We start from the raw sequence: 12,530 nt of genomic DNA, 5'->3' as shown, positions 1-12,530 counted from the left end.
CCGCCCTTCTCGGCGCCGGCCGGAGAAAAGCACGATGTGATATCTGTAATTGGCTCCGCTATAGCGGAGCATGGCCGGTCCGAGTGCCAAAGCACTCGGCGGTTTTCAGGCTGTCAGTGCTAATGCGTCGCCAGCAACGGGTTCACCAACTGATCCAGCAGCGCCCGATCGATTTTCGGATCGCCCACGCTACCGTCCTTGCGCACCACGCCCTGCCTGTCGATGACGTAGGTCATGGGCATCCGCCAGACCCGGCCAAACCCCTTGAAATCGGCGTCCCGCTGGAACGCTGCGGGATAGCTGTAGGCGGCCATGACCTTGTGCACCATGGCGTCGTCCTCCGGTTCATCCATGCTGATCGCAATAATCTTCAGCCCTTCGCCTTTGTGCTGTTGGTAATAGGCTTCCATGGCGGGCATTTCTGCCCGGCACGGCTCGCACCAGGAGGCCCAGAAGTTCACGATCACCACCTGGCCGGCCTGCTTGCGCAGATCAAAGGTCTCGCCATCCAGGGTTTTCGCGGTCAGGTTCGGCGCGTGTTCACCCACATCAATCGCCCAGGCGGGCAGACAAACCAGGCTGCAACAGAGCGCGAACCAGGGCAGCAGTCTTTTTGTGCTCATCAGGTTTCCCTCCGTGTCATGGATCACTAGAACGCGTATCGGGCGCCGATGGTCGCGGTATAGCGCGGAGCAAGCTGCACGCCGTTGACATTCTGGTAGACCGGCACCTGCACGAAGCTGTAGAGCGAGGTCTTTTTGCCGACCGGCACCGTCACACCCGGACTGAGGTAGGCCAGAGTGCCGCCGGTGCTGACGGTGTCGGCATTGGCACCCACGTCGCGCTCGACATGTCGCACATTCAGCTGGAGCTGCGGCGTGACGTAGGCGTTGCCCATGTAGCGCAGGCCGACATTCAGGTTGACGCCATCGCCTGGGCGATAGTGATCACTGGAATCAAGCGCCTTCTGCAGCAAGGCCTGGCCGAAGTAGTCCCAGTTCTTGTTCAGGGTATCCATGTAATAGACACCCAGGATGCCGTCGGTGGTCCCGGTACCCGGTTGCAGGCCACGGTCTATCGCCACAGGGCCTGGGGCGGTGGGGTCGGTGGACGGGGCGGTGTCGTCATGGGCCCCCGTGGGCAGTTTCAAGCCGAACAACACTCCCAGGTTGTGCTGCGGTGTGAACCCCTGATAACGACCGATGACCTTGACGTCGCCGAGACTGGAGGTCCTGGAGCTGTACTGACCCCCACCATCACCTGGGGTCACACCATCCGATGCCGTGCCCAGGGTGTTATGGCTGCGAAAGATATACGGCACTTGCAGATCCACGCCCCAGCTCGCATTGAAGCTGTAGTCCAGGCCCATCGTCAGGTAGTCATTGCGGGTGTACTTTTCCACCTCCTGCGGGTTGCCATTGTTGGAGATCTGGCTCGCGGCACCTGGAGAAATGCTGTGGCTACCACTACGCAATTGGTTCTGGTTCAGATAGTCGTAACGCAGGTCCAGCTTCAGCCCCGACGAACTGCTGATGCCCAGATTGTCCCAATCGGAACTGAGGGTGCAGCCACAGCTGGCACAAGCCAACGCGAGGTGCGGAAATAAAGCGGTGACAGACAAAGCCGCGAGCGGCAATACGCTTCGACGGGTACGGCGCAGTGATGGCATGACCATGGGGTTGGCATTCCTGGATTAAGTTGCAACGCATAGGGGCAAACCACCCAAACAGACTGGGGAGGATTTGCCATTGCAAGGAGAATCAGGAAAAAGCGGGCGGGCCGCGCGGCTCGGAGACCAGCCAGACTGTGCTGGCGTAGGGAGGGTAGATCGCTTGTGCCAGTACGACGTCAGTGCGACCGGAAAGCTGCCACTGAACGACGCTGGGCGGTAAACCGATATCGACCGCATGGACGACACACAGCAGGCAATGGCATTCATGGTACTGGTCCGGCGAGGGATCGCGGCTGCCGGAGGACGTGTCGTGTCCGGTCATGCCGACCATGTTGCAATGCTCGCCCATCATCATCGACTGCCCATGGGCAGCCGGCAGCAATAGCATCACGCTCGGCAGCAACGCCGCAAGCATGGCCAGGCAAATGGCAAGCTGACGCAATGAGTGGGAAAACCGGGGCATGGACACGAAAGTGACGTCGCTGATTATTATTGGCGCCAAGGGTGACAAACAACGGTCACCAGTACAACGTGTCGGCAACGGTTGCGACATTGTGCCGCAACACGTTTCAGGCAACAGTCTATATATAGCTTATATAACGGCCCGGCGCGTCAGCTCAGCCCAGATCACCTCCTCCTACTGGCAAGGTCACGCCAGTAATGTAGGAAGCATCGTCGCTGGCGAGAAAAAGGATCGCCCCTGCCTGTTCGTCGATGCTGCCATAACGCTTCATCAAGCTGCTGTCCACGGTCTGCTCGACGATCTGTCGATACCAGGCTTGTTCATCGCCGCTGGGTGCCTGGGCATTGCGCGGGATACGCCGCGGCGGCGCATCGGTGCCGCCCGGTGCCGTGGCATTGACCCGAATCCCGCGGCCGGCGGTCTCGAAGGCCAGGCAGGCAGTCAGGGCATTGACCCCGCCCTTGGCCGCGCCATAGGGCACCCGATTGATCCCGCGCGTAGCCACCGACGAGACATTGACGATCGCCCCGCCGCCCTGCTCCAGCATGTAGGGCAATACCGCATGACAGCACCAGAGGGTCGGGAACAGTGAGCGGCGCACCTCCGCTTCGATCTCGGTTTCCTGGTAATGCTCGAAAGGTTTGGCCCAGATGGTCCCTCCGACGTTGTTGACGAGGATATCGATGCGCCCGAAACGCTTATGGGCGGCGCGCATGACCTCTGTGCAAGGAGCATGCTGTTCCAGGTCGGCAGTCAGGCTGAGGACCCGTTCGCCACGCAGCTCGTGGACCAGTTCGGAACGGTCCACGGCCACCAGCCAGGCGCCCTCCTCCAGCAAGCGTTCGGCCACTCGTCGACCGATGCCCTGGGCCGCGCCGGTGACCAGCGCGACTTTGTCCTTGAAACGTGGGTTCATCACGATCTCCTCAGGCGGCATCGCCGGTCACCAGGGTATTGGCGGTGAATTTCTCGTAGTGGAAGCTGCTTGGGGTCACGCCCTCTGCCTTGAAGTGCTGCCGTACGGCATCGACCATCGGTGGCGGGCCACACAGGTAAACGTCGACCTCCCCGCCGTTGAGCAACCCGGGCGCGATGTGCCGGGTCACATAACCCTGGCGCGGGTGCAGGGTCCGCGGGTCGGAGACACAGGTGACGAAGGTGAAATTCGGCAAGCGCTCGCTGAACCCTTGCAACGTCTCGACCATGACCAGGTCCTGGTCCCGGGAAACCCCATAAATCAGGTGGATCGGCTGACGTTCGTTGCGCTCGGCGAGCACTTCGAGCATCGACAGAAACGGCGCCAGTCCGGTGCCACCGGCCAGGAACAGCAACGGCCGGGTCACCGTGCGCAGGTAGAAACTGCCCAGCGGCCCGCTCATCGAGACCTTTTCGCCGGGCTGGGCCCGACCCAGCCAGCCGCTCATCAACCCACCCGGGACATGCTTGATCAGAAAGCTGACATGGTGCTCGCCGGGCAGGCTGCTGAACGAATACGAGCGGGTCTGTTCACTGCCGGGGACGCCGATATTCGCGTACTGTCCCGGCAGGAACGCTGGTGCCTGATCAAGTTCGAAACGGACTTCCAGAGCTGCGTCGGCGTGAGCGGTGATCCCCGCCAGGGTCGCGTCGAACCGCGAGGTGCCGGTCTTGCAGGTGCCGGACGGCACCGGCACGGCCAGCACACAGTCGCTTTCGGGAATCATCTGGCAAGTCAGCACCTGGCGCTGCTCGACCTCATCGGCCCCCAGCGCTTCCTCGAGATAATCTTCGCCGAGGTCATAGGCGCCGCTTTCGCAACGGCATTTGCAAGTACCGCAGACGCCGTCGGAGCAGTCCATGGGCAGGTTGATCCGTTGGCGAAAGGCGGCGTCGAGCACCTTCTCGCCGGCCTTGCAGTCGATAAAACGAGTGACCCCATCCTCGAAGTTCAGGGCAATGCGATACGTCATGGGGCGGCCCTCAGATATGATAGATATCAATAACTTGGTGGATATAGTCGTTCTTGAGTATCACCTTCTTGCGGGTGATCAGCGGTTGCTCGCCGCTGATATCCAGGCGATAGAACGAGGTCCCGAAGTACGAATCCGTGGTCTTGTAGCGATGGCTGAGGGTGTGCCAGTTGAAGCGCAGCTCGACTTCACGCTCATCACCGTCCAGCACTTCCAGGTTGGCGATCAGGTGCACGGTGCGCGGCTGCGGGGTGCTGGCGCTGGAGCGCTCGGTCTTGATCCGGAACACGCGGTCTTCCAGGCCGTCGCGGTTGGGGTAGTAGATCAGCGAAATCTCGCGCTGCGGGTCTTCGGTCAGGCTGTCGTGGTCATCCCAGGCCGGCATCCAGAATTGCGCCTGCTGGCTATAGCATTGCAGCCATTCGTCCCACTGGCGGTCGTCGAGCAGTCGGGCCTCGCGGTAGAGGAAATCCAGCAAACGATCACGTGAAAGGTTCATACCTGGCCCTCCTTGTCCGTGGCGATCAAACCTTTGCGCTCGCGCTCCAGCGCCGTGAGCAAACTCTCGGCCCAATGCGCGTGCTGGCGCACGAACAGACCTTCGTCCTCGGTCTTGATACCGCTGAGCAGCGGCTGCATGCCCATCGCCCGGGCATTCTCGTCGGCGCCCTCCAGCCATTGTTTGGCGCCACGGCTGAGGTCGTTCCACAACGGGATCGAGCCCTGGTAGCCGGTCTGGCAGGAGCGAAACTCCTCCAGGTCATCGGGCGTGCCCATGCCGCTGACGTTGAAGAAGTCCTCGTATTGGCGGATACGGGTTGCGCGTTCCTCGGCGCTTTCACCCTTGGGCGCCATGCAATAGATGGTCACCTCGGTCTTGTCCACCGCGATCGGCCGCACCACACGGATCTGCGTGGAGAACTGATCCATCAGATAGACGTTGGGGTACAGGCACAGGTTGCGGGTCTGATCGACGATAAAGTCGGCACGTTCCTGACCCAAGCGCTCAGCCAGAGCCTGACGATGAGCATGCACCGGACGGACCTCCGGGTTGAGCAAGCGGGTCCAGAGCAGGATATGGCCATGCTCGAAGGCGTAGACGCCGCCCAGGCTTTTCGACCAGCCGTTGGCATCCACGGTGCGCGTGCCCTCGGACTCGTAGTTGCGCCGCTGCATGGTCGCCGAGTAGTTCCAGTGCACGGAGCTGACGTGGTAACCGTCGGCACCGTTCTCGATTTGCAGCTTCCAGTTGCCGTCGTAGACATAGGACGAGCTGCCCCGCAGCACCTCCAGGCCTTCGGGTGCCTGGTCGACCATCTGGTCGATGATGACCCGGGTTTCCCCCAGGTAATCGTTCAGCGTCGGGACTTGCTCCGAGAGGCTGCCGAACAGGAAGCCACGATAGTTTTCGAAGCGTCCCAGGCGCCGCAGATCATGGGAACCGTCGCAGTCGAAGCGGTCCGGGTAGGCGCCGGTCTTGCCATCCTTGACCTTGAGCAGCTTGCCGGTGTTGCTGAAGGTCCAGCCGTGGAACGGACAGGTAAACGAACCCTTGTTGCCTTGCTTGTGGCGGCAGAGCATGGCGCCACGGTGGGCGCAGGCGTTGACCAGGCCATGGAGCAGGCCCTGCTTGTCGCGGGTGATCACCACCGGCTGGCGGCCGATAAAGGTCGTGAAGTAGTCGTTGATCTCCGGGACCTGGCTTTCATGGGCCAGGTAGACCCAGCCGCCTTCAAAGATGTGTTTCATTTCCAGCGAGAACAGTTCGGTGTCGGTGAAGATGTCGCGGCGGCAGCGGAACGTTCCGCTGGCGGGGTCTTCCTGAACCGACTCGCGGATCTGGCAGGCGAGTCTGTCGAGTGTGTCGGTCATGGGCTGGGCCCTCCATTGTTCTTGTCTCAGGCGCCCTCACCTTATGCCTGCCCTGACCGTCACAATATCCGCCCCCTGCAAATCGCTATCCGCTACGTGCAGCCCCCTGCCGCTGGCGGCGCCAGGTGTGCGAAGGCAGCTCGCCAAAGCGTTTGCGATAGGTTTCGGAGAAGCGCCCCAGGTGAACAAAACCGTGGTCCAGCGCCACTTCGGTGACACTGCGGGCGCCCGGTAGCTGCAATAGCGCATGCACCCGCTCCAGCTTGCGCTGGCGTACATAGTCACGGGGCGAAAGACCGACATGCCGTTCGAACAGCAAATACAGGGAGCGCTCGCTGACCCGCGCCACCTCGCGCAATTGCTCTACACCGATCTCATCGTGCAGATGCGCCTCGATAAATTGGCGGACCGCTTCGAAGCCACCAGCGCTCTCCGCCTCGGGGCAGACCCGTTGCACATTGCTCGCCAGCAGGCCCAGCAGCTTGCTGGCGACAATGCGCTCATACAGGGTTTGAATCTCCGGTTCCGCGCAGCTCTCAGCCTCGTGGCAAATCAGCCCCAGCAATTGCACAAAGCCATCCAACCCGGCCAGGTCGCGGCGCTCACTGTCGAAGCGGATGCCCTGGCGCGGCAGCAGCCAATGCTGGTCCAGGCAGGCATTTTCCAGCAAGCGCACCGGCAGCTTGACGATAAATTTCTCGCAATCGGCCGAATAGGTCAGGTCCACAGGATCATCCGGGTTGATCAGCAGGATCTCACCGGGCGTATAGATCCGCTCCTCGCCCCGGGAGCTTGAACGGCAGTGTCCGCTCAGCAGTATCTGCAAGTGATAGATGGTTTCCAGGGCCGGCGACGTTACCTGGACCCGGGCGCCGTAGCTGATGCGGCACAGGTCAAGGCTGGAAAAGGTCCGGTGCTTGATACTCGCTTGCGGGCGGCCCCTGGGCGGCAGGCGAATGCAATGGCTGCCGACATGCTGGTTGACATACTCGGAGACCGCATGGGCATCGGCCTGTTCGAAAATCCGGCTGCGCTCACTCAACAAAGTGGTCATGGGATAAGCCTCTCTTGTTTTTCCATCAAGGCTGGCAGGACGACAAAAGTCCCGCGGGCAGACGCACGCGGGACCTGTAACGCCGGAACGCGGCGAGGGTCAGGCTTCGAGTGCCCGCACCCGCTCACCCTTGTCCTGTTCCTTGGCGGCATCCGTCGACTGCAAGGCAAAATCGAAGTCGATCTCGGCATGCCGGCCGTTCGCATCTTCCTTGAAGACGATTTCGGCAATCAACTCGTCGCGGGTGGCGTAGGCAAAGTCGTCGTGCAGGTAGGGATCGCCCGCCAGGTTGATCTGTGTGGTCAGGTGACGATGACCCGGGGCGGAAATAAAGAAGTGGATATGCGCCGGGCGCTGGCCGTGCCGGCCCAGTTGATCGAGCAACTGCTGGGTCGGGCCGTCCGGCGGGCAACCGTAGCCGGAAGGCACGATGCTCTGGAAGCGGTAGCGACCTTCGGCGTCGGTACGGATGCGCCGGCGCAGGTTGAACTCCGACTGCGAAGGATCGAAGTAGGAATAGGTGCCACCGGTGTTGGCATGCCAGACATCGACCAGCGCGTGGGCCAGTGGCTTGCCGTCGAGGCCGCGGACCTGACCGCGCATAAACAGCACGGTGCCCGGATCAAGGCCGTCATCCAGCCGGGCCTCTTCTTCGCAGAGTGGCGCACCGGCCACATACAGCGGTCCTTCAATGGTCCGTGGCGTGCCACCGACATGACCGGCCTGCTCGTCTTCGGCATCCAGCAACAGGTCGAGATAGTGTTCCAGGCCCAACCCGGCGACCAGCAGGCCGGCCTCCTGGCGGCTGCCCAGTTCGTTCAGGTAGTTCACGGCCTTCCAGAACTCTTCCGGCGAGATCCGCAGGTCTTCGATCAGGCGGATGCTGTCGCTCAACACCCGGTGGACAATCTGCTTCACCCGTGGATTGCCGGCAGCCTGGTCAAGGCCGGCGGCGCCTTCGAAGAAGCTCTGGACTTCGGCGGTTTGGGAAATACGAACGGTCATGCTGCTGTTCCTCATCATTGTTCTTGTGGATGCAAACCTTGGAAAACCCCGGCTCAGCGGTCGTCGTCACGGACCGAAGAGGGATGCCTGCACAGCGCCATGACCTCGATCTCCATATAGGGATAAAGCGGCAGTTGCATCAGGGTATCGTGCAGCGCCTGGGCATCCGGCACATCAAAGACGCTGACATTGGCATACAACCCGGCGATGCGCCAAAGGTGGCGCCAGGTGCCCTCCCGTTGCAGACGCTGGGCCAGTTCGCGTTCATCGGCCTTGAGTCGCGCAGCCTGTTCGGCCGGCATGTCGGTGGGCAGTTTGACGGTCATGCGTACGTGAAAAAGCATGGTGTGTCCTCTGGGTTCAGGAAGTCAGTGGCGGGCAAAACGCGCCAGGCGTTCTTCATCGATGACCAGGCCGAGCCCGGGAGTCTTCGGGATCAGCAACTGGAAATCACGATAGGTCGGCGGTTCGACCAGAATGTCTTCGGTCAGCAGCAACGGGCCGAACAGTTCGGTGTGCCACTCCAGCCTGTCGAGGGTGGCGAAAGCATGCGCGGCCGCCAGGGTGCCGATACTGCCTTCGAGCATGGTGCCGCCGTACAGGCCGATACCCGCCGCCTCGGCAATCGCTGCCGTACGCAGCACGGCACGCGGGCCGCCGGTCTTGGCAATCTTCAGGGCAAAAATACTCGCGGCGCCCATCTGCGCCAGGGCAAAGCTGTCCTGCACCGACTCGATGGCTTCGTCGGCCATCAGCGGGATCGGGCTATGGGCGCTCAAACGCACCATGCCGGCACGATCATGGCGGGACAGCGGCTGCTCGATCAGCTCGACCCCGGCCTCGGCCAGTTGGCGACAGGCACGCACCGCCACGGCCTCGCTCCAGGCCTGGTTGACGTCCACCCGCACGCTGGCGCGGTCACCCAGTGCGCGCTTGATCGCCGCGACATGGGCGATATCCCGCGCCGGTTCGCCGGCACCGATCTTGAGTTTGAAATGGCGATGGCGGCGCAGGTCGAGCATACGCTCGGCTTCCTCGATGTCCTTGCCGGTGTCGCCGCTGGCTAGGGTCCAGGCCACTTCCACACCGTCCCGCAGCCGACCACCGAGCAGTTCGGCCAGCGGCAGCCCGAGGCGTTTGCCCTGGGCATCGAGCAACGCGGTCTCCACCGCCGAGCGGGCGAAGGTATTACCGCGAATGGCCCGGTCGACCCGTTGCATGGCGGCGTTGACATTGCTGGCGTCCTGGCCGATCAGCAGCGGCGCGAACCAGGTATCGAGGTTGACCTTGATGCTTTCCGGGCTTTCCCCGGCATACGCGAGGCCACCAATGGTGGTGGCCTCGCCGATGCCGACGATACCGTCGCTGCAACGGATACGCAGGATCACCAGCGTCTGGCCGTGCATGGTGTGCATCGCCAGTTTGTGAGGACGAATGGTGGGCAAATCGACAATCTGGGTATCGAAGTGTTCGATCGTTACAGCGCTCATGGCGTATCCATCTACGTGGTATTGGTCTTTCCGCCATGATTGACGCTCAAGGCGGTGCCGGTCCAATATTGAATAAGTCTCGCTTCATACCCAGGAGGTATCGTGGAGCTTCGTCATTTGCGTTATTTCAAGGTGCTCGCCCAGACCTTGAACTTCACCCGTGCGGCCGAGTTGTTGAACATCGCCCAACCGCCCCTGAGCCGGCAGATCCAGCAACTGGAAGATGAATTGGGGGTGGCGCTGCTGGAGCGTTCGCGGCCCTTGCGCCTGACCGAGGCCGGGCGTTTTTTCCAGGAGCATTCCAGCCAGCTGCTCGAACAGCTTGAGCGGGTTTGTGACGATACCCGGCGCGTGGCCGCCGGCCGCAAGCGCTGGTTGGGTATCGGCTTTGCGCCTTCGACCCTCTACGGTGCCCTGCCCGACCTGATCCGCCGCCTGCGCAGTTTTGGCGATATCGAGCTGGGCCTGTCGGAGCTGATCACCCTGCAACAACTGGAGGCGCTGAAAAGCGGGCGGATCGATATCGGCTTTGGGCGGATGCTGTTCGATGATCCGGCCATCGTCCAGAAAGTCCTCCGCCAGGATCCCCTGGTCGCAGCCTTGCCGGCCGGGCATCCGCTGCTCGGGCGACCGGTCAGCCTCAAGGAGTTGGCCGCGCAGCCGTTTATCCTCTACCCCGCCAGCCCGCGCCCCAGCTATGCCGACCATGTCCTGGGGGTGTTCGCCGGGCATGGCCTGAGTATCCACGTGGCGCAGATGGCCAACGAACTGCAGACCACCATCGGCCTGGTGGCCGCCGGGGTCGGCATTGCCCTGGTACCGGCCTCGGTTCAGCGCTTGCACCGGGATGACATTGGTTACACCTCGTTGCAGGACAGCAGCATCACCTCGCCCATCGTGCTCAGCTACCGGGCGGGCGACGTCTCGGAGGTGTTGCAGCGTTGTCTGAACCTGTTGAACAGTCATGACGAGTAGCACTTTTTCGAGCGCTTTTCATTTGTCTGATCCCACGGCAGGTTGCAAACTGCAAATCTACCGTGATTTACAAGGAGCCAGAATGACCGAGCACAGCACGGGGGTCACACTCACTGCCAAGGGCCTGGTGTTCGAGGATGACTGTGGCGAACCCTTTCTCCAGGACGACGCCGTGCGCGGGCTGCTGGAGAAAGTCTTTGCCGATAGCGGCGTCGATATCACCGCGATCCACACCCAGAGCCAGTACAAGAAGGCCCTGCGGCATGTGATGATCAGTTCGATCCAGGGGCCGGGCGGTATCGAGGCGATCCTGGCCATGGCGCTGCAAGGCGTCGAGCTGCTGCATCAGCAATTCGCCGGGCGCGATGACTTCCAGTCGCGGCTGTGTGCCGGTGCGCTGCAAGGCCTGTTGAATGGCGATCCGGATGGTTTGGCCAAGGCCAAGAGAGCCAGCAAGATACTTGCCAGCGGCTTGCGCCCAGTCGCCGCGCCACGAGAGTAGGAGCAGCGAAGCGTTGGCAGCCTTGAGGGCCTCTTCGCGGGCAAGCCCTGCTCCTACAGTGGGCTGTTGAATACAGATCTTGCGTACCACATGAACCTGTAGGAGCAGAGCTTGCTCGCGAACCGCTGCAAGCGGCCATTCACCGCAGAGCTACAGCACCGACGCCAGGGGAGTCAGCGCTTAGACCTGTTGATCACCTCACACAAGCGACTCATGCACACCGAGCCCACCACCGCGAGAATGATCGGCACCAGGAAGTCGTGATCGATCCGGGTGAACTCCGCCACCAGCACAATGGCCGTGATCGGCATGCTCATGGAGGCCGCCAGGAATGCCGCCGCACCGACAATGGCAAAGGCCCCCAGGGCAACACCTGGAAATGCCAGGCTCCATAATCCCCCCAGCAGAATCGCCATCAGCGCACCAATCGCCAGGGCGGGCGTCAGCAGCCCGCCTTCGGCCCCAGCCCGCAAGCTGGCGCTGGTCACCAGCACCTTGGCCACCAACAGCGCGGCCGCCAGCCCCAACGTCAGTTCGCTGTCAAAGCCCAACTGCGCCGGCCCCTTGCCGTTACCCAGCACCTGGGGCAGATAGACCGCCACGCAACCGATCAGGGTGAAGTTGATCAAGGACAACACCGGCAAGCGCCAGCCGCGGGCAGCCTGGATCCGGGCGCGACCGGTCAGTTGCACAAAACCATAAGCGGCGAGCCCGAACAGCGGCCCGGCCAGCATCGACCAGGCGAGCAGCCCGGGTGTCAGCGCCAGGCTCGGCACCACGTATTGCACCTGCGCGCCCAGTCCGACCCAGGCCACGGCGGCGCCAATCGCCGAAGTCGCCAGGGCCATGATCGCCGCCGGCCAACTGAACACCGCCAGCAACCCTTCCAGGACAAATACCGCGCCCCCCAACGGCACGTTATAGACCGCCGCCAACCCGGCCCCGGCCCCGCAGGCAATCAGCAGCCGGTGGGTTTCGGGGGGCAACTGCGCCTTGCGCGATAACCAGGCACCGACCAGTGCGCCGACCTCCCGGGGCGCGACTTCACGGCCCAGCGGCGAGCCCAGGGCCACGGTGATGATCTGCAACAGCGCATGGCACACCGTGGTCTTGGGCGGCATCGCCGGCCCCTCGGGCGCCACGGCTTTCTTGATACCGACCAGCGGACTGCCGAATCGATAGATCGCCCACCAGCCCAGGCCCGCCACCAGACCGCAGAGCGCCAGGGCCAGGATCCGTCGCGACGTCGAGGCGCTGCTCACGCCGATCAGGAAACTTTCATGGCTGGTGAGGCTGTCCTGGCCATAGCCATAGGCCAGGTGTTGGATCGCGTGCAACAACATCGCCAGCAGCGTGCCGCCGAGGCCGGCGCCAATACCGGTGAGGATCACCACAAGACAGAGAACGAATAATGCGTGGGCTCTGGAACGAACCTTGACTTCAGGGTGTAGCGGCGATTCCGGCAAGGCCATTCAAGACTCCGCGAGGTCTGGTGCACAACGACCGGATGGCCGCACGCCGGAGGTGATTATGTCGCCTGTCGCGACA

14 protein-coding genes are annotated in these 12,530 nt (G+C 62.5%); 2 read left to right on the top strand and 12 right to left on the bottom strand.

All coding sequences use genetic code 11. From position 1 onward, the window contains the following. Positions 1-119 precede the first annotated feature (119 nt). The 11 genes from M5B42_RS12345 to M5B42_RS12295 form a co-directional block, all read right to left on the bottom strand. The gene (locus M5B42_RS12345) at positions 120-623 is read right to left on the bottom strand and encodes a TlpA disulfide reductase family protein (protein ID WP_248745973.1); all 504 of its coding nucleotides are present in this window, start codon (positions 621-623) and stop codon (positions 120-122) included. Positions 624-649: 26 nt separating this feature from the next. Continuing rightward, entirely contained in the window at positions 650-1,675 is a 1,026-nt protein-coding gene (locus M5B42_RS12340) for a hypothetical protein (protein ID WP_103497451.1), read from the bottom strand. 85 nt (positions 1,676-1,760) lie between these two features. Continuing rightward, positions 1,761-2,114, bottom strand: coding sequence for a DUF2946 domain-containing protein (locus tag M5B42_RS12335; protein WP_248745972.1), 354 nt, complete (start codon positions 2,112-2,114; stop codon positions 1,761-1,763). A 175-nt stretch (positions 2,115-2,289) separates the two neighbouring features. Further along, positions 2,290-3,051, bottom strand: coding sequence for a 1,6-dihydroxycyclohexa-2,4-diene-1-carboxylate dehydrogenase (locus M5B42_RS12330; protein WP_152739120.1), 762 nt, complete (start codon positions 3,049-3,051; stop codon positions 2,290-2,292). Positions 3,052-3,061: 10 nt separating this feature from the next. Then, positions 3,062-4,084, bottom strand: a complete 1,023-nt coding sequence (gene benC / locus M5B42_RS12325; protein ID WP_248745971.1) for a benzoate 1,2-dioxygenase electron transfer component BenC — start codon at positions 4,082-4,084, stop codon at positions 3,062-3,064. Positions 4,085-4,094: 10 nt separating this feature from the next. Then, the gene (gene benB / locus M5B42_RS12320) at positions 4,095-4,583 is read right to left on the bottom strand and encodes a benzoate 1,2-dioxygenase small subunit (protein WP_152739126.1); all 489 of its coding nucleotides are present in this window, start codon (positions 4,581-4,583) and stop codon (positions 4,095-4,097) included. After that, a complete protein-coding gene (locus M5B42_RS12315) occupies positions 4,580-5,956 on the bottom strand; it encodes a Rieske 2Fe-2S domain-containing protein (protein ID WP_248745970.1) in 1,377 nt (458 codons plus the stop codon). Before M5B42_RS12315 ends, benB begins: the two co-directional genes overlap by 4 nt. A gap of 85 nt (positions 5,957-6,041) precedes the next feature. Then, positions 6,042-7,010 carry an AraC family transcriptional regulator gene (locus M5B42_RS12310; protein ID WP_248745969.1) on the bottom strand — a complete coding sequence of 323 codons (969 nt, stop codon included), beginning with the start codon at positions 7,008-7,010 and terminating at the stop codon, positions 6,042-6,044. Positions 7,011-7,109: 99 nt separating this feature from the next. Continuing rightward, positions 7,110-8,015 (bottom strand): catechol 1,2-dioxygenase, encoded by a 906-nt coding sequence (gene catA / locus M5B42_RS12305; RefSeq protein ID WP_152739135.1) that lies wholly within the window; start codon positions 8,013-8,015, stop codon positions 7,110-7,112. A gap of 53 nt (positions 8,016-8,068) precedes the next feature. Beyond that, positions 8,069-8,359 carry a muconolactone Delta-isomerase gene (gene catC / locus M5B42_RS12300; protein ID WP_152739138.1) on the bottom strand — a complete coding sequence of 97 codons (291 nt, stop codon included), beginning with the start codon at positions 8,357-8,359 and terminating at the stop codon, positions 8,069-8,071. A gap of 24 nt (positions 8,360-8,383) precedes the next feature. Next, positions 8,384-9,505, bottom strand: a complete 1,122-nt coding sequence (locus tag M5B42_RS12295) for a muconate cycloisomerase family protein (protein WP_103497459.1) — start codon at positions 9,503-9,505, stop codon at positions 8,384-8,386. Positions 9,506-9,607: 102 nt separating this feature from the next. On the opposite strand from M5B42_RS12295, the gene M5B42_RS12290 reads away from it, so the two are divergent. Together M5B42_RS12290 and M5B42_RS12285 are read left to right on the top strand one after the other, a co-directional pair. After that, positions 9,608-10,480, top strand: a complete 873-nt coding sequence (locus M5B42_RS12290) for a LysR family transcriptional regulator (protein ID WP_103497460.1) — start codon at positions 9,608-9,610, stop codon at positions 10,478-10,480. A gap of 82 nt (positions 10,481-10,562) precedes the next feature. Beyond that, positions 10,563-10,982 carry a hypothetical protein gene (locus M5B42_RS12285; RefSeq protein WP_103497461.1) on the top strand — a complete coding sequence of 140 codons (420 nt, stop codon included), beginning with the start codon at positions 10,563-10,565 and terminating at the stop codon, positions 10,980-10,982. 173 nt (positions 10,983-11,155) lie between these two features. Here M5B42_RS12285 and M5B42_RS12280 read toward each other — a convergent pair whose 3' ends face one another. Continuing rightward, positions 11,156-12,454: a chloride channel protein gene (locus tag M5B42_RS12280; RefSeq protein ID WP_248745968.1), complete on the bottom strand. Its 1,299-nt coding sequence runs from the start codon at positions 12,452-12,454 to the stop codon at positions 11,156-11,158. Positions 12,455-12,530 lie beyond the last annotated feature (76 nt).

Origin of the sequence: Pseudomonas sp. MWU12-2037 (genome assembly GCF_023242345.1) — a bacterium.
GTDB classification, from domain to species: domain Bacteria; phylum Pseudomonadota; class Gammaproteobacteria; order Pseudomonadales; family Pseudomonadaceae; genus Aquipseudomonas; species Aquipseudomonas gingeri_D.
This window is presented reverse-complemented; position numbering and strand designations above follow the sequence as displayed.

Coding starts and splice junctions, on each gene's coding strand:
- M5B42_RS12345 (WP_248745973.1), bottom strand. CDS start 623: ATGAGCACAAAAAGACTGCTGCCCTGGTTCGCGCTCTGTTGCAGCCTG.
- M5B42_RS12310 (WP_248745969.1), bottom strand. CDS start 7,010: ATGACCACTTTGTTGAGTGAGCGCAGCCGGATTTTCGAACAGGCCGAT.
- catA (WP_152739135.1), bottom strand. CDS start 8,015: ATGACCGTTCGTATTTCCCAAACCGCCGAAGTCCAGAGCTTCTTCGAA.
- benB (WP_152739126.1), bottom strand. CDS start 4,583: ATGAACCTTTCACGTGATCGTTTGCTGGATTTCCTCTACCGCGAGGCC.
- benC (WP_248745971.1), bottom strand. CDS start 4,084: ATGACGTATCGCATTGCCCTGAACTTCGAGGATGGGGTCACTCGTTTT.
- M5B42_RS12295 (WP_103497459.1), bottom strand. CDS start 9,505: ATGAGCGCTGTAACGATCGAACACTTCGATACCCAGATTGTCGATTTG.
- M5B42_RS12280 (WP_248745968.1), bottom strand. CDS start 12,454: ATGGCCTTGCCGGAATCGCCGCTACACCCTGAAGTCAAGGTTCGTTCC.
- catC (WP_152739138.1), bottom strand. CDS start 8,359: ATGCTTTTTCACGTACGCATGACCGTCAAACTGCCCACCGACATGCCG.
- M5B42_RS12285 (WP_103497461.1), top strand. CDS start 10,563: ATGACCGAGCACAGCACGGGGGTCACACTCACTGCCAAGGGCCTGGTG.
- M5B42_RS12330 (WP_152739120.1), bottom strand. CDS start 3,051: ATGAACCCACGTTTCAAGGACAAAGTCGCGCTGGTCACCGGCGCGGCC.
- M5B42_RS12315 (WP_248745970.1), bottom strand. CDS start 5,956: ATGACCGACACACTCGACAGACTCGCCTGCCAGATCCGCGAGTCGGTT.
- M5B42_RS12340 (WP_103497451.1), bottom strand. CDS start 1,675: ATGGTCATGCCATCACTGCGCCGTACCCGTCGAAGCGTATTGCCGCTC.